This is a genomic window from Ottowia cancrivicina (assembly GCF_029813755.1).
GTDB classification, from domain to species: domain Bacteria; phylum Pseudomonadota; class Gammaproteobacteria; order Burkholderiales; family Burkholderiaceae_C; genus Ottowia; species Ottowia massiliensis.
Genome location: NZ_JARVII010000006.1, coordinates 74,351 through 90,021, shown reverse-complemented (window position 1 = coordinate 90,021; position 15,671 = coordinate 74,351). Strand labels below are relative to the sequence as shown.

Genomic DNA, 15,671 nt, shown 5'->3' with positions numbered 1-15,671 from the left:
TTTTTCACAACCCTTAGAGGGAATCCATGAGCGATATCGAAGCACGTGTCAAGAAAATCATCGCCGAGCAGCTTGGCGTGGAAGAGTCCCAGGTCACCAACGAAAAAGCATTCGTGGCCGATCTGGGCGCTGATTCTCTGGACAATGTGGAACTGGTGATGGCCCTGGAAGACGAGTTTGGCATCGAAATTCCGGACGAAGACGCCGAAAAAATCACCACGGTTCAGGCGGCCATCGACTACGCCAACACCAAGAAGGCAGCCTGACCGGCCCACGCGCATGCCGTCAGCAGGCGCGCTGCCTGGCGCTCCATGATCGCCCGGTCCAGGCCGCCGCTTGCAAGGCCACTCCCGCCGACAGGCCCGCTCCCGTCTGCGGGAGTTTTGCTGTTGGCCCTTTGATTTTGTGGAGCAAGACAAGATGAGCCAACACCGTCGCCGCGTTGTCGTCACCGGCCTGGGCTGCGTCAGCCCCGTCGGCAACGACGTCAGCCAGAGCTGGGCCAGCCTGCTGGCAGGCCAGAGCGGCATCACCGCCATCACCCGTTTTGATACATCGGCTTTTGCCTGCCGCATTGCGGGCGAAGTCAAGGGGCTGGATGTGTCCGCCGTGGTTTCCACCAAGGAAGCCAAAACGATGGACACCTTCATCAAGTACGGCCTGGTCGCCGCCGCCGAAGCCGTGGCCGATGCGGGCCTGCCCACGGGCGAGGCGCTGGATGGGGCGCAGGCCGAGCGCATTGCCTGCGTCATCGGCTCCGGTATCGGCGGCCTGCCCATGATCGAGGAAACCTGCGCCGATTACGCCCAGCGCGGCCCGCGCCGCATTTCGCCCTTTTTCGTGCCCGCCTCCATCGTCAATTTGCTGGCAGGGCATGTTTCCATCAAATTCGGCTTCAAAGGCCCCAATCTCACGCTGGCCACGGCCTGCTCAACGGGGCTGCACTGCATCGGCCAGGGCGCGCGCCTCATCCAGTATGGCGATGCCGATGTGGTGGTGGCCGGCGGCGCTGAATCCACGGTTTCGCCGCTGGGCGTGGGCGGCTTTGCCGCCATGCGCGCCCTCTCCACCCGCAACGACGACCCTGCCGCCGCTTCCCGTCCGTGGGACAAGGAGCGCGATGGTTTCGTGCTGGGCGAAGGCGCGGGCATTCTGGTGCTGGAAGAGTACGAACGCGCCAAGGCGCGCGGCGCGAAGATTTACGCCGAGCTGGCTGGCTTTGGCATGAGCGGCGACGCCAGCCACATCACCGCCCCCAATGTGGACGGCCCCCGCCGCGCCATGCAGGCGGCCCTGCGCGATGCGGGGCTGAACGCTGACGAGCTGGACTACATCAACGCCCACGGCACCTCCACGCCGCTGGGCGACATCAATGAAACCAACGCCATCAAGGCCGCTTTTGGCGAACAGGCGCGCAGGCTCGTGATCAGCTCCACCAAGTCCATGACCGGGCACCTGCTGGGCGGCGCGGGCGGCATTGAAAGCATCTTCACCGTGCTGGCCCTGCACCACCAGAAAGTGCCGCCCACCATCAATCTGCACACGCCCGATCCCGAGTGCGACCTGGACTACTGCGCCAATACCGCGCGCGATGTCAGGCTGCAAGCCGCCCTGAAAAACAACTTCGGCTTTGGCGGCACCAATGGCTCTTTGGTGTTCACGCGCGTGTGAAGCGGCTGCATGCCACTGATCCGTGTTTTGGCAAGGCCTGCTTGGAATCCCCCTGAAAAACACTGGCATATCAGCCGGCCCTGTCAGCCGGCAAGGCCAGGCGCTTCTAGACTCGCGCCTTTTTTCAGCCTTGTTTTCCATTCACATGCAAAAACTGCTTCTGGCCGCGCTGGCCGCCTTCGCTTCGCTGACCGCCTGCGCGCAAACCCCTTCTTCCACCGCTGCACACATGACTGCTTCTGCCGCCCAGGCTTCACCCGCCGTCACCAAAGCCCCCGGCATCTGGATTGACGTACGCACGCCCGAAGAGTACGGCCAAGGCCACCTGAAAGACGCGGCCAACATTCCCTTGCAGGAGTTTGCCGAGCGCATTCAGTCCGCCGTGCCCGACAAAAATGCCGCCGTGCATTTGTATTGCCGCAGCGGCCGCCGCTCCGGCCAAGCCGAGCAAATCATGCGCGAGCTGGGCTACAAGAACGTAACCAACCAGGGCGGCTACGAAGACCTGAAGGCCCAGGGCCTGAGCTGATTGGCGCGGTTGCCCGGACAACCCCGGCCACGGCAAGGCGCACTGCTTGCGGTGCGCTTTTTTTGCGCCTGCTGCTTTCTGCTTTGACGGTCGCGCGCGCCGGGGACCTGTCCAAAGCCTGGCTGAGAGGGCGGAAAGAGCAGGATGTGGGTACGGGCACTGGATAGATGGCTGTATTTCGCTTCTTTATTCATAGCGTGATGTCCTAGTGGAATGTGCGCAAAGCCGTATTTCGATGCCTTGAATTTGCTCTTGTTTTTGATGCTGCTAGGCTGAAATACCAGCCAGAGAACCTGTTCTGAGGGCAGCTTTGCAAGCATCAGCTGCGCGGGTCTTGCGTGCGGCTGTTCAGCCTTGAAGCTGCCAGTGGCGGCCTTATGTGCGGCGGCATTGTTTTTTTGATGAGAAAGAACGCATGAGCACCGCAGATTCCTTAAATCCCCAGAAGCACGCTTTTCAGGCCGAAGTGGCGCAGCTGCTGCATCTAGTCACCCACTCGCTTTACTCCAACCGCGAAATCTTCTTGCGCGAGCTGATTTCCAACGCTTCGGACGCGTGCGATAAGCTGCGCTTTGAGGCGCTGTCGGACGCCAGCCTGTATGGCGGCCAGCCTGATTTGCGCGTGCGCATCAGCTTTGACAAGGCCGCGCGCACGCTCACGGTGGCCGACACCGGCATCGGCATGAGCGGGCAAGAGGCCGTGGCCAATCTGGGCACCATCGCCAAAAGCGGCACGCGCGAATTCATGAGCCGCCTCTCGGGCGACCAAAAGCAGGACGCGCAGCTGATCGGCCAGTTTGGCGTGGGCTTTTACGCGGGCTTCATCGTGGCCGATCGCATCACGGTTGAATCGCGCCGCGCGGGCCTGCCGCCCGAGCAAGGCGTGCGCTGGAGCAGCGAAGGCGCGGGCGACTTTGAAGTGGCCCCCATCACCCGCGAAGAGCGCGGCACGAGCGTGACGCTGCACTTGCGCGAAGACGCGCTGGAATTTGCCGACGGCTGGCGCTTGCGCGAGCTGATTGCCAAGTACGCCGACCACATCGACCTGCCCATTCAGATGGAAGGCGAAAAGTGGGAAGACAGCCCGCAAGAAGGCCAGCCCGGCCGCATGGTGAAAACCGGCGAGTGGGAAACCGTGAACCAGGCCACGGCCTTGTGGGCGCGCCCGCGCAAAGACATCACCGACGCGCAATACGAAGACTTCTACAAACACCTGGCGCACGACTGGCAGCCGCCGCTGGCCTGGAGCCACAACCGCGTGGAAGGCAACGCCGAATACACGCAGCTGCTCTACATCCCGCAGCACGCCACGCAAGACTTGTGGGACCGCACGCAGAAAACCGGCATCAAGCTCTACGTGCGGCGCGTGTTCATCATGGACGACGCCGAGCAGCTGCTGCCGCGCTATCTGCGCTTTGTCAAAGGCGTGGTCGATTCGGCCGATTTGCCGCTGAACGTCAGCCGCGAGCTGCTCCAGCAAAGCCGCGACGTCAAAGCCATCCGCGAAGGCAACACGCGCCGCGTGCTGTCCATGCTGGAAGAGCTGGCCAAGCAAAGCGAAGCGAAAAGCGCGGAACCAAGCCCGGCGGACGCCAAGGCAGAAGATGCCAAAGAAGCAGGCCAGCCGGAAAACCCGCAGCCCGAAGGCGGCAAATACGCCGTTTTCTGGCGCGCTTTTGGCGCCGTGCTCAAGGAAGGGCTGGGCGAAGACGCTGCCCAGCGCGAGCGCCTGCTGGGCCTGGCGCGCTACGCCTCCACCACGCACGCCAGCACCAGCCTGGCCGATTACAAGGCGCGCATGAAAGAGGGCCAGAAGGCCATTTACTACCTCACCGCCGAAACGCCCGCTGCCGCGCAAAGCAGCCCGCAGCTGGAGCTGTTCCGCCAAAAAGGCATCGAAGTGCTGCTCATGAGCGACCGCGTGGACGAATGGGCCATGAACTTTGTGCAGGCGTTTGACGGCACGCCCATGCAGTCTGTGGCGCGCGGCGCGGTGGATTTGGGCGATTTGCAAAACGAGGCCGAAAAGAAAGCCGCCGACCAAGCCCATGCCGCCGCCGCCCCGCTGATTGCCCGCCTGAAAGAAGCCCTCAAGGACGAAACCGCCGACGTGCGCGCCACGGCCCGCCTGGTGGATTCGCCCGCCTGCCTGGTGGCTGAAGACGGCGGCATGAGCCTGCAAATGGCGCGCCTGCTGCGCCAGGCCGGCCAGAGCGTGCCCGATGTCAAGCCCGTGCTGGAAATCAACCCCGCCCATCCGCTGGTCCAGCGGCTGGCGGGCCTGGAAAGCGGCGATGCGCGCTTTGGCGATCTGGCGCACATCCTCTTTGACCAGGCCCTGCTGGCCGAAGGGCAAATGCCCGCCGACCCTGCCGCCTACGTGCGGCGGGTGAATGCCTGGCTGCAGCCGTGAGGCTCCGTTCGCAGTCTGCTGCGTGGGGGCAAAAGCGCGGACCCGGGCGGTTCGCTCCTTGCAGCCGTTCTGATCTGCTGCTCCTCGCGGGCAGACTGTGAGCTGCTTTCCGCAAAGGCAAAGGGCGCTTGGAGCGCCCTTTTCTGTTTCATGGCGGCAGGGAAATCGGCGGTTTGAGGGGCGGGGCGATGTCTCTGCGGGGGCGGCAGGTTTATTAAAAGAGGAGCAAATTCAACAGGTCTAAAACGGCATTTGCGCAGTTTTCACTAGGACCTCATGCTATGAATAGAGGAGCTGATTCAGGGCAGCGGCGAGTGCGCCGGGAGCACGCCAGAAATGTGCTGGAAATGTGCCGGCGAGGAAGCGCGGCCAGCCTGAAACAGGCGTGAGGCGGGCCGATGCAGCGCATGCGCCGTGGCCGCGCATGGCGATTGCCGGTCGGGATGCCGCCGTGCGGCCAGCCAGCAGGAGGACGCGGGAGCCGCTCTTTCCTTCGTTTTCTTGCGCCTGCCTTCGCGCCAAGCTCAGTTCTGGAACAGATCGAGGATGCGGTTGCGCTCAGTCCGGGGCGCGCCTGTGGCGGGCTGGCTGGCGCTGCCGTCGTCATCGTCCAGGAAGGAGTCGCTTTCCTGCCCTGCGCCGTCCAGGTGGGTGATGCCGGAGCCGTTGGCGTATTCGGTGTAGGTCCAGTCGCCGCTGGAGCGGGTCACGCCTTCGGGCGGCTTGACTTGCGCCACGGGCACGCCGCTGAGGGCGGTGCGCATGAAGTCAATCCAGATGGGCAGGCTCAGGCCGCCGCCGGTTTCGCGGCTGCCCAGGTTGCGCGGCTGGTCGTAGCCCATCCACACGGCGGCCACGAGGGTGGGCTGGTAGCCGACGAACCAGGCGTCCACGGCGTCATTGGTGGTGCCGGTTTTGCCGTAGAGATCGCTGCGTTTGAGCGTGCTTTGGGCGCGGGCGGCGGTGCCGGCGCGGGCCACGTCTTGCAGCATGGTGCCGGTGATGAAGGCGTTGCGGGCGCTGATGACGCGGTTTTCTTCCGTCAGCTCGGGCGCAGGCGTTTCGACGAGAGTGCGGCCATTGCTGTCGGTGATGCGGGTGATGAGGTAGGGCTGCACGAGATGCCCGCCATTGGCAAAGACGGCAAAAGCGGCGGCCATTTGCAGCGGGGTGACGGAGCCGGAGCCGAGCGCCATGGGCAGATAGGGCGGCTGCTTGTCGGCGTCAAAGCCAAAGCGCGTGACCCACTCTTGCCCCACTTGCGGGGTGACGGCTTGCAGGATGCGGATGGAGACCATGTTCTTGGAGCGCATCAACGCGCGGCGCATGGTCATCGGGCCTTCAAAGGAGCCGTCGTAGTTTTTGGGCTCCCAGGGCTTGCCGCCGGTGACGCTGGCGTCGAAATACAACGGGGTGTCATTGATGACAGTGGCCGGCGACATGCCCGCTTCCAGCCCGGCGGAGTAGATGAAGGGCTTGAAGCTGGAGCCGGGCTGGCGCCAGGCTTGCGTGGCGTGGTTGAACTTGTTTTTGGCGAAGTCGAAGCCGCCCACCATGGCCTCGATGGCGCCGGTGCGCGGATCAAGCGCCACCAGCGCGCTTTCCACTTCAGGCTGCTGCGTGATGTGCCATTCCTTGCCCACCTGCATGATGCGGATGATGGCGCCAGGACGGATGCGCACGGCGGGCCGCGCCTTGGGCGAAAGGCCCGATTGCGCCGGGCGCAGGCCGTTGCCAGTGATTTCGATGAGGCTGCCGCTGCGGGGCAGAACGATGACTTTTTTGGGCGAGGCTTCCAGCACGACGGCGGCCAGCAGGTCGCCGTTGTCGGGGTGGCTGTCAAGCGCGTCGTCCACGGCGTCCATGATGCCCTGGGCGTCTTGCGGCAAGTCGATGAATTTTTCAGGCCCCCGGTACACCTGCCGGCGCTCGTAGTTCATGATGCCGTCGCGTACGGCGGTGTAGGCGGCGCTTTGCTCGCGGCTCTGGATGGTGGTGTACACGTTCAGCCCGCGCGTGTAGGTTTCATCGCCGTACTGGGCGTAGATGAGCTGGCGGGCCATTTCGGCGGCGTACTCGGCAGGTATCGTGGTGGGCTTGACGGGGGGGCGGATGTTCAGCGGCTCTTTTTTGGCTTCATCCGCTTCGGCCTGCGTGATGAAATGGTGGGCGGCCATGCGGTCCAGGATGTAATGCTGGCGGATGCGCGCACGCGGCAGATTGCTGATGGGGTTGTTGGCCGAAGGCGCTTGCGGCAGCCCGGCCAGCATGGCCGCTTCAGCCAGCGAGATGTCTTGCAGGGGCTTGCCGAAGTAGGTTTCGGCCGCTGCCGCAAAGCCGTAGGAGCGGTTGCCCAGATAGATCTGGTTCATATAGATCTCAAGAATCTGGTCTTTGGTGAGCTGCTGCTCGAGCTTGTAGGTGAGCAGCATCTCGTAGAGCTTGCGGGTGTAGGACTTTTCCGGGCTGAGGTAGGCGTTGCGCGCCACCTGCATGGTGATGGTGGAGGCGCCTTGGCTTTTGACGCGGCGCAAGTTGGCGAGAGCGGCGCGCAAAACGCCGATGTAGTCCACACCGCCATGCTGGTAAAAGCGCGCGTCTTCAATGGCCACCACGGCATCGCGCATCACTTTGGGAATGTCATTGACGGGCACCATGCTGCGGCGCTCTTCGCCGAACTCGCCGATCAGATCGCCATCGGCGCTGTACACGCGCAAGGGCTGCTTGGGGTAATAGTTCAGCAGCTCGGAGATGTCTGGCAGATTGGAGTAGGCCAAGGCAAAGGCGATGCCGAGCACAAAAGCCGCGCTGGCCGCCATGGCTGCCAGCGTGATCAGAATGCCAGCACAGAATTTCAGAACGCGGCGCGTCATCGGCGGCGTGGCGTCGCCAGCACGGGAAGGTGTGGTTTTGTTCACAAATTGCGGGTTTTTTTAACGTTTGACGCCGCCCCTGTCTGGGAAAAGCAAGGTTTCATGCGACCATCAGCGCACGGCCTTGCGCAGCAAGCCTGCCAGTCTATCAACCTGCGCAACGCCCTTTTGGCGCGATCTGTAGCCGTGCGTGAGCTGCCGAGAACAGAGCGTGAGCGAAGGTTGCATTTGTTAGTTCTTGGCAACACTTTGTAGGGGCGAACAGGCGGCTTTTCTTTCCTTGGCGATGGGTTTGCTGCTAGGATTTGAGCGAATTCGTAAGGAATTTCACCTTCAGAAATACAAAGCAACGAGGTGTCCTCTTGAGTTTTTTTGATTCCCTGATCAGCACAAAGTCTGCGCCGGTGGCGGGCTTGGACATCAGTGCGTCCAGCGTCAAGCTGGTTGAGCTGACGCAAGGCCGCCCGGGTTCTTTCTCTTTGGAGCACTGCGCCATTGAGCCGCTTGAGCGCGGCTGGATCACCGACGGCAACATCGAGAAATTCGATGAAGTGGTCGAGGCCGTCCGGCGCGTGGTGCGCAAAAGCGGCACCAAAGCCAAGCGCGTTTCCATGGCCCTCCCTGCTTCGGTGGTCATCACCAAGAAAATTGTTCTTCCGGCAGGGCTGGGCGAGCGGGAGCTGGAGGTCTATGTTGAGTCAGAAGCCAATCAGTACATCCCTTTCTCCCTGGATGAAGTGAGCCTGGACTTCTGCGTCATAGGGCCTAGCCAGGCTTCGGCTGGCGACGTGGACGTCATGATCGCAGCCGCCCGCAAGGAAAAAGTGGAAGACTGCCGAGGCTTGGCGGAGGCTGCGGGGCTTGAACCTATCGTGATTGACGTGGAAACCAACGCGTCGCGAATAGCGGTCAATCGTCTGATCGAGAGGTTGCCCGGTCGCGGCAGGGACTCACTGGTTGCCTTATTTGAAATTGGCGCCACCTTGGCGTCGATGCAGGTGTTGCGCAACGATGAGCTGATTTATGAGCGTGATCAGGTTTTTGGCGGTGCACAGCTGACTCAAATGCTGGTCCGTCAATACGGTTTCACTTTTGAAGAGGCAGAAGCCAAGAAGCGCAGTGGCGAATTGCCTGAAGATTATGCAAGCGCCGTGTTGCAGCCTTTTGTCGAAACGCTGGCAATCGAAGTTGAACGAGCGCTGAAATTCTTTTTCACCAGCACGCCGCATAACCGTGTGGATGCAATTTTTCTTGCGGGAGGAACGGCATCGTTGCCCGGTTTGGCTGAAACTATTGCGCAACACGCCTCTGTTCAATGTCAGGTGGTCAATCCATTTGATGGAATGAATATCAGCCGGAGCGTCAACAAAGGAAAAATGGCAAGAGAAGCTGCGTCGTATCTGACGGCATGCGGGCTTGCGCTGAGGGGGCTTGCGTCATGATTTTGATTAACCTGCTTCCGCACCGCGAAATTGCACGCAAGAAGGCGCGTCAGGCTTTTAATGTGGCTCTGCTTGTTTCAGCAGCCGTTGGCGCAGCGATCGGTGGTGTCATTTATATGTGGTATCAAGGCCAGATTGAAATGCAGGAGGGCCGAAATCAGTTTCTGATTAGCGAAAACCAGAAACTGGACGCCGAGATCAAGGAAATCGCCAATCTGCAAAATGAAATTGATGCGCTGAAGGCAAGGCAGCGGGCAGTCGAGACCTTGCAGGCGGATCGCAATCTCCCTGTTCATTTGTTCAATGAATTGGTCCAGCAACTGCCAGAAGGCATGTACCTTAAATCCATCAAACAGGAGGGGCGTAGCGTGCTGATAGGGGGGGCTGCCCAATCGAGTGAGCGCGTTTCCGAACTGCTGAGGAACCTCACGCGCAATACAGAATGGGTCAGGCAGCCTGAGTTGATCGAAGTGGTGGCCGGTGATTTGTCATTGAGCAAGACGGACAAGCGCAGGGTCTATAACTTTACGGTCCGTGCGCAGCTGGGTAGCGCTGAAAGCAAGGCAGAAACCAATGGCAAATGATTGAGGTGAGCAAGTGGCTGCGAAAGATAAAAAAAATCTCAATGAATCAATTGGACGAATCGGTGACCAGTTCCAGAATCTTGACATGCGGGATCCGGGGCTATGGCCAGCAATTCCCCGATATGCGTTGTGTCTGCTGGTGGTAGTGCTGACGGCGGCGGTGGTATGGTTCTTCTTTGTGCAGAAGGTCATGGCGGAGCTTGATGAGGCGCGTCAAAAAGAAGAAACACTGCGGCAAGAATACAAAACGAAAGTTGCAAAGGCAGTGAACTTGGATGCGCTGAAGCAGCAGCTGGAAGAAGTTCAACAGTACGTTGCCTTATTGGAGCGGCAGCTTCCAAGCGAGGCTGAAATGGATGCATTGCTCTCTGATATCAGTCAGGCGGGGTATGCCAGGGGATTGCAGGTCAATTTGTTTCGTCCAAATCAAGTCGTGGTTCAGGATTATTATGCGGAGCTGCCTATTTCTATCAAGGGGTCGGGGAAATTCCATGATGTAGCTAACTTTGCTGCGGATGTAGCGAATTTGTCCCGAATCGTTACCCTTAATAATATAACCATGAATCCTGCGAAAGACAATGGTTCCGGGACGGGAGAATTGATGCTTGAGGCCACTGCAAAGACTTTCCGTTATCTGGATGAAAAGGAAATAGAGGCTCAGCGTCAGGCAAAACAGAAGAAGGACAAGAAATGATTGTCAGAAAATCTGAAATTATTGGTCTGTTGTCCTTGTGTGTGCTGGGCGTCGTCGGATGTGCAGCCTCCTACCAGGAAGAGTTGAGGCAATGGATGGACCAGGAGCGACGGTCTGTTGTTCCAAAGGTCACGCCGATTAGCGAGCCTAAACAGTTTGTGGCGGCCAAGTACAAGGAAAGTGAAGCGGCAGACCCATTCAATATGAGTCGGTTAACGGTGGCTTTGCAAAAAGACAAAGCGCAGAATGCGGGAGCGCTTTTGATTGCGGCAGAAGAAAAGAGAGCTAAAGAACCTTTAGAAAATTATCCTCTCGACACCATTGTCATGGTAGGTAGTTTGACAAAAGGCGGTCGTATTGTTGGGTTGGTAAAGGTGGACAATCTTCTTTATCAGGTTGTTCCGGGGAATCATCTTGGTCAGGATTATGGAAAGATCATGGCTATTGATGAAGGGCAGATTACTTTGCGTGAAATTGTCCAGGATTCTCTGGGCGAATGGATAGAGAAGATTACAGTAATGCAATTGCAGGAGAGCGATAAATGATCAAGGTCATGCGGTATATTAGAAATTCGGCGCGCGATGCAATTGTTGCAAGCGTAATGGTGGGATTTTTCTCGGCGGTATATGCCGATCCCCAAATTGAAGCGGTTTCCAGCTCCATCCAAGGGGGGGTTGATGTGGTTCGCATCGATTTCTCTGAACCATTGAAGGCTGTGCCCGATGGCTTTGCAGTGCAATCGCCAGCACGGATCGCCTTGGATTTCCCCGGCGTTCGTAATGGCATGGGACATACAAATGTTGGCATCAATCAAGGCAATGTAAAGGGAGTCAATGTTGTTCAGGCAAATGACCGAACCCGCGTTGTTCTGAATCTTAAACGGGCAACACCTTATAAGTCTGTGATTGATGGGAATTCTTTGCTGGTGTCGCTAGCACCCGCTTCTGAAGCGGCGTCTTCGGAGAAAGGAGGAAGCACGGTTTTTTCTGAAAGCAGAAATACAAGTGTAGCTCCACTGAAAAATATTGACTTTAGACGCGGCGTGGAGAATGCGGGAAGGGTTGTTATTGATTTGGATAGCAATCAGGTTGGGGTCGATATTCGTCAGCAGGGAGACAAGCTGGTTGTGGAGTTCCTGAAAACCAGCCTTCCTGAAGGATTGCGCCGAAAGCTGGATGTGTCTGATTTTGGTACTCCGGTTCAGATGATTAGCGCGGTTCAGAGCGGAGACCGCGTGCGCATGACAATTGAGCCTAAGGGACAATGGGAACATTCAGCCTATCAAAGCGATAATCAGTTGGTTGTAGAAATTCGTCAGCAGAAAACTGATGATGGAAAATTGGCCCAGGGGGGGGGCTATCGCGGAGAAAAGCTTTCTCTGAATTTCCAAAACATTGAAGTTCGTTCGCTGCTTCAAGTTATTGCGGATTTTACGAATTTCAATGTGGTGACGTCCGATTCCGTGACTGGCAACGTGACGCTGCGTCTGAAGGATGTACCATGGGATCAAGCGCTTGACATTATTCTGCAGGCCAAGGGCCTGGGAATGAAGAAAAACGGCAACGTGCTTCAGATTGCACCGAAAGATGAGCTGGCCGCAAAAGAAAAAGCGGAGCTTGAAGCGCAAGCAGCCATACAGGATTTGGAACCGCTTCGCACACAATCTTTTCAATTGAATTACGCAAAAGCTGCGGATATAGCTGAGCAGTTGACGCGAAGCAGCGGAACTCAAGGTGGTAATACATCAAGGATTTTGAGTAACCGAGGAAGTGTTATTGCTGAACCTCGAACCAACCAGATTTTTGTCTCTGACATACCGTCGCGCTTGGCCCAAGTTCAGGAAATGATCACCAAGCTCGATGTGGCGGTGCGGCAGGTGTTGATTGAAGCCCGGATTGTCGAAGCCAGCGATTCATTTGGCCGTTCGCTTGGCGTTAAATTGGGCGGGTCCGATTTGCGAGGGGTACGCGGCGGCGATCCCGGTTATAGGGTGCGCGGCAGCAATCGTGTTGCTTTGGGAGGCTCCTACAACGCGGTTTCCGCGACGACGGGGGAAGGGGAGTCGAGTATGTTGAATACTTCGACAACGCAATTCCTGAATTTGCCAGCCAGCGCTGTTGATGGCAGTGCTCCTGCTACGTTTGCCTTGTCTCTTTTCAGTGCGGCTGCTAACCGCTTCCTGAACCTTGAGCTGTCGGCCATGGAAGCGGATGGGCAAGGCAAAGTCGTTTCAAGCCCGAGGGTGGTGACCGCCAATCAGGTAAAGGCGATTATTGAGCAAGGTACTGAATTCGCGTATCAGGAGTCTGCGCAGAATGGTGCGACATCCGTTCAATTCAAGAAAGCCGTCTTGAGTCTGGAGGTCACTCCTCAAATTACTCCAGAAGGCAGCATCATTCTGGATCTGGCTGTTAATAAAGATAGCCCGGGAACTGTTGTGGCAGGCGCAATGTCAATTGATACAAAACGCGTTAAAACACAGGTGCTGGTTGAGAATGGCGGCACCGTTGTGATTGGCGGTATATTTGAATTGACGGAAAAGGACAGTGTTGCCAAAGTTCCTTTGCTGGGTGATATTCCGGTGGTTGGTAATCTGTTCAAGAATCGCACTCGTTCCTCGCGGAAGGAAGAGATACTGGTGTTTATAACGCCAAAGATTATTTCTGATCAAACTGCCCTTCGATAATTTTTTTGGAGCAACATGAGATGAAGCATTTGCATTTTCTGAGGCATGCGATCGCATGCGCTGGCGTAGCCATGCTGGTTGCGGCCTGTGGCGGCGGCGGGGGGGATCCTGGAACCAATCCGCGGGACAACAATTCTGGCGGTGGTACGACTGCCCGTTCGGCCAGCAGCGTGGATGTGTATTCCAGCGCAGCGTCGATCCCGACGGGAGGGGCAGGCGCAGCCATTACGATTACGGCCATTGTCAAAGATTCCGGTAACGTTGCCATTCCCAATTTTCCTGTGGCGTTCAAGACGGAATATGGCTCATTGAGTCCCGTGACAACGACAAACGATAAAGGGGTCGCGACGGCGGAACTGACTCCGCCCAAGACAGATAACGCCTTGAATCGTTCATTTGGCGTGACGGTGGCGGCCAAAGGCGCCAGTAAGAAAATCGATCTCAAAGTCGAAGGCACGACGGTGGCTTTGAGTGGTGATACCTCATTGGGTGTCAATCAGGAAGGTGAATACACAGTCAATGTTCGTGACGCGGCCGGAGAAACTGTATCCAATGCTGGCGTAACCATCACCGCCCAGCAAGGCGGATCGCAGGCCCAAGTGGCTTCCGTTCAGACAGGAAGCAACGGCATTGCGACGTTCAAATACAAGCCCACGGCTGCAGGAAGTGTTCGCCTGGTTGCGGACGGCCTGAATGCCGAAAATACATCGCGTTATCTGGATATATCTGTTGGTAGCGCTGTTATTCAATTGACCACGGAGTCGCCTTATTGGCACTTGAACCAGGCCAACCGGGTTGTCGTTCGTGTGATGGATGGCAACCAGTCGCCCGTTGCAGCGGGAACAAAGGTACTTTTCAGTACGACGCGAGGATGTATTGTTGATGCGGGCGCCACTGTTTGCACACCTGACCCTAATACTGTCCCTGTTGTTTCATCAAAGGTAATTACAACCAATGCCGCTGGTTATGCGGAAGGGTACGTGCTTTCAACTGATGCGGGTACGACGAGCATTAAAGCAGAAGTGACTTCTGGCAGCCTCCAAGGTATTGGAACCTTGTCTGCTCAATTTATGGCCCTCTCGCCTACTCGTTTGATTGTTCAGGCTAATCCTAATGCCATTCAAACAAGTGCAGCAACTTCTGGCAATTCAGCCGTTATTGATGCATTACTGCTGGATGATCAGGGAAATCCGGTGGCTAATATGCCAGTGTATTTCACCATACTGGCAGATTTGAGCGGTGGACGTTTGGCGGCGACTTCGGTTAAAACCAATGAGCAAGGCCGTGCGAAAAATACTTTTTATGCTGGCCCTCGTAGCACGGGATCTGATCAAGTAAAAATTCGCGCTGCTTTGGGTGGAGATGGCGCGAATACCGTAAAAGGTGATGCAACACTGACAGTTGGCGGTGATGGTCTTTCTATTGCTTTGGGTGAAAGCACAGTCATTGAGTCCACCAATGGAGATACCCAATATCGTAAGCTGCATACTGTTTATGTCACGAACTCGGCGGGTGCCGCTCAATCGTCATTGCCCGTCACGTTGCGCGCTGAACCATTTGAATATGCGACAGGCGTGCGCTGTTGGAATGGAAGCGTTTGGGCACCTTACCCACCCAATTATCATCCCAATGAAGACATTAACTTCAATGGAATCAGGGATCCCGGAGAAGCAAACCTGGTGTCGGATCCTGCTGGCTTGAAGCCAGGTTTTGTAGTCAGTTTGATCCCGGCCAAAGCCGATGGAACAACAACAGCCAATGGTGGCAATACCATAACAGTAACGACTGATGAAAATGGATTCGCCTATTTCTATATGCAATATGCAAAGCGCTATGCGCATTGGGCAAGCATGCGAGTCGTTGCTTCGGCGCAGGTAGGAGGGTCTGAAACCCGCAATGCGACGCCAGGGCAGTTCTTGCCAGCGGCAGCGTCTGATGTGAATAGCAAAGACAAATCAGCTCCAGGCATGATTAGTCCATATGGCCGCGAAGGTGCCTCGTGTCCGACTCCGACACCAACTCCGACACCAACTCCGACTCCAACTCCAACTCCAACTCCAACTCCAACTCCAACTCCAACTCCAACTCCAACTCCAACTCCAACTCCAACTCCAACTCCATGATGGAGCGAGTGATACTCGTTGGCTTGCCAGGTTCTGGCAAGTCAACGATTGGGAGGCAACTTGCGCGAAGGCGTGAGTTGCCTTTTTTTGATTCTGATCAGGTTATTGAGTCCCGCCTGGGTGAGACGATCAGAGCATTTTTTGCACGTGAAGGAGAAAAAACGTTCAGAGATTTTGAAGAACGAGTGATTGATGAATTGACCATGCAGGGGAGCTGCGTGTTGGCCACGGGAGGCGGCGCAGTGCTTCGAAGCGAAAACCGCCAGCGAATGCGCGAACGAGGAGTGGTGGTGTATTTGCGCGCTTCACCGGAACAGTTGATGAGGCGATTGCGAAACGACACAAAGCGGCCTCTGCTACAAGTGGCAGATCCCATGGCGCGCTTGCAGGATTTATATGAAGAGCGCGAGCCGCTGTACAAGGAAGTGGCTGATTTCACGTTTGACGCTTGCGGCTCTTCGCCAGCTTTGCTGGTGAGCCGGGTGATGATGCAACTGGATTTGACGTGTAAATCATTGCCAGGCAGTGAGACTGGCTGAAGCGATTTATTTACATGCCACGCAATAATTATCGTGAAAATGGAAGCCAGACTACTGGCCCCGAATACGTGACCGTCATTGATTTTCAAATAATATAAATTCTATTTATCCATTATT

At 57.1% G+C, this 15,671-nt stretch carries 12 protein-coding genes; 11 read left to right on the top strand and 1 reads right to left on the bottom strand.

The annotated features are described in order from the left end of the window. Positions 1–26: 26 nt before the first annotated feature. The 4 genes from acpP (at position 27) to htpG (ending at position 4,613) form a co-directional block, all read left to right on the top strand. Positions 27–266: an acyl carrier protein gene (gene acpP / locus QB898_RS04640; RefSeq protein WP_279523992.1), complete on the top strand. Its 240-nt coding sequence runs from the start codon at positions 27–29 to the stop codon at positions 264–266. A 154-nt stretch (positions 267–420) separates the two neighbouring features. Continuing rightward, positions 421–1,671: a beta-ketoacyl-ACP synthase II gene (gene fabF, locus QB898_RS04635; RefSeq protein ID WP_279523991.1), complete on the top strand. Its 1,251-nt coding sequence runs from the start codon at positions 421–423 to the stop codon at positions 1,669–1,671. Positions 1,672–1,816: 145 nt separating this feature from the next. Further along, positions 1,817–2,200 carry a thiosulfate sulfurtransferase PspE gene (gene pspE, locus QB898_RS04630; protein WP_279523990.1) on the top strand — a complete coding sequence of 128 codons (384 nt, stop codon included), beginning with the start codon at positions 1,817–1,819 and terminating at the stop codon, positions 2,198–2,200. Between the two features lie 415 nt (positions 2,201–2,615). Continuing rightward, positions 2,616–4,613, top strand: a complete 1,998-nt coding sequence (gene htpG, locus QB898_RS04625) for a molecular chaperone HtpG (RefSeq protein WP_279523989.1) — start codon at positions 2,616–2,618, stop codon at positions 4,611–4,613. A gap of 524 nt (positions 4,614–5,137) precedes the next feature. Here the strand turns inward: htpG and QB898_RS04620 are convergent. After that, positions 5,138–7,486 (bottom strand): penicillin-binding protein 1A, encoded by a 2,349-nt coding sequence (locus tag QB898_RS04620; RefSeq protein ID WP_428982733.1) that lies wholly within the window; start codon positions 7,484–7,486, stop codon positions 5,138–5,140. A 362-nt stretch (positions 7,487–7,848) separates the two neighbouring features. Between QB898_RS04620 and QB898_RS04615 the strand changes: the two genes are divergently transcribed. From QB898_RS04615 to QB898_RS04585, 7 genes are read left to right on the top strand one after another with little or no spacing between them, the layout of a single operon-like run. After that, positions 7,849–8,928 carry a type IV pilus assembly protein PilM gene (locus QB898_RS04615; protein ID WP_279524005.1) on the top strand — a complete coding sequence of 360 codons (1,080 nt, stop codon included), beginning with the start codon at positions 7,849–7,851 and terminating at the stop codon, positions 8,926–8,928. Continuing rightward, on the top strand, positions 8,925–9,512 hold the full coding sequence (locus tag QB898_RS04610) for a PilN domain-containing protein (protein ID WP_050715050.1): 588 nt from the start codon (positions 8,925–8,927) through the stop codon (positions 9,510–9,512). Before QB898_RS04615 ends, QB898_RS04610 begins: the two co-directional genes overlap by 4 nt. A gap of 13 nt (positions 9,513–9,525) precedes the next feature. Then, a complete protein-coding gene (locus tag QB898_RS04605) occupies positions 9,526–10,206 on the top strand; it encodes a type IV pilus inner membrane component PilO (RefSeq protein WP_050715049.1) in 681 nt (226 codons plus the stop codon). Then, the gene (locus tag QB898_RS04600) at positions 10,203–10,751 is read left to right on the top strand and encodes a pilus assembly protein PilP (protein ID WP_050715048.1); all 549 of its coding nucleotides are present in this window, start codon (positions 10,203–10,205) and stop codon (positions 10,749–10,751) included. The genes QB898_RS04605 and QB898_RS04600 overlap by 4 nt, the downstream gene beginning before the upstream one ends. After that, complete coding sequence (locus QB898_RS04595) at positions 10,748–12,892, top strand: type IV pilus secretin PilQ (protein ID WP_428982730.1); 2,145 nt, start codon at positions 10,748–10,750, stop codon at positions 12,890–12,892. Before QB898_RS04600 ends, QB898_RS04595 begins: the two co-directional genes overlap by 4 nt. A gap of 20 nt (positions 12,893–12,912) precedes the next feature. After that, positions 12,913–15,015, top strand: a complete 2,103-nt coding sequence (locus QB898_RS04590; protein ID WP_279523988.1) for an Ig-like domain-containing protein — start codon at positions 12,913–12,915, stop codon at positions 15,013–15,015. Then, a complete protein-coding gene (locus QB898_RS04585; RefSeq protein ID WP_428982729.1) occupies positions 15,012–15,554 on the top strand; it encodes a shikimate kinase in 543 nt (180 codons plus the stop codon). The genes QB898_RS04590 and QB898_RS04585 overlap by 4 nt, the downstream gene beginning before the upstream one ends. Positions 15,555–15,671 lie beyond the last annotated feature (117 nt).

Excerpts from the sequence above, each read along its gene's own strand:
- QB898_RS04595 (WP_428982730.1), top strand. The coding sequence starts at position 10,748 with ATGATCAAGGTCATGCGGTATATTAGAAATTCGGCGCGCGATGCAATT.
- QB898_RS04590 (WP_279523988.1), top strand. The coding sequence starts at position 12,913 with ATGAAGCATTTGCATTTTCTGAGGCATGCGATCGCATGCGCTGGCGTA.
- QB898_RS04600 (WP_050715048.1), top strand. The coding sequence starts at position 10,203 with ATGATTGTCAGAAAATCTGAAATTATTGGTCTGTTGTCCTTGTGTGTG.
- htpG (WP_279523989.1), top strand. The coding sequence starts at position 2,616 with ATGAGCACCGCAGATTCCTTAAATCCCCAGAAGCACGCTTTTCAGGCC.
- QB898_RS04610 (WP_050715050.1), top strand. The coding sequence starts at position 8,925 with ATGATTTTGATTAACCTGCTTCCGCACCGCGAAATTGCACGCAAGAAG.
- fabF (WP_279523991.1), top strand. The coding sequence starts at position 421 with ATGAGCCAACACCGTCGCCGCGTTGTCGTCACCGGCCTGGGCTGCGTC.
- acpP (WP_279523992.1), top strand. The coding sequence starts at position 27 with ATGAGCGATATCGAAGCACGTGTCAAGAAAATCATCGCCGAGCAGCTT.
- QB898_RS04585 (WP_428982729.1), top strand. The coding sequence starts at position 15,012 with ATGATGGAGCGAGTGATACTCGTTGGCTTGCCAGGTTCTGGCAAGTCA.
- QB898_RS04620 (WP_428982733.1), bottom strand. The coding sequence starts at position 7,486 with ATGACGCGCCGCGTTCTGAAATTCTGTGCTGGCATTCTGATCACGCTG.
- pspE (WP_279523990.1), top strand. The coding sequence starts at position 1,817 with ATGCAAAAACTGCTTCTGGCCGCGCTGGCCGCCTTCGCTTCGCTGACC.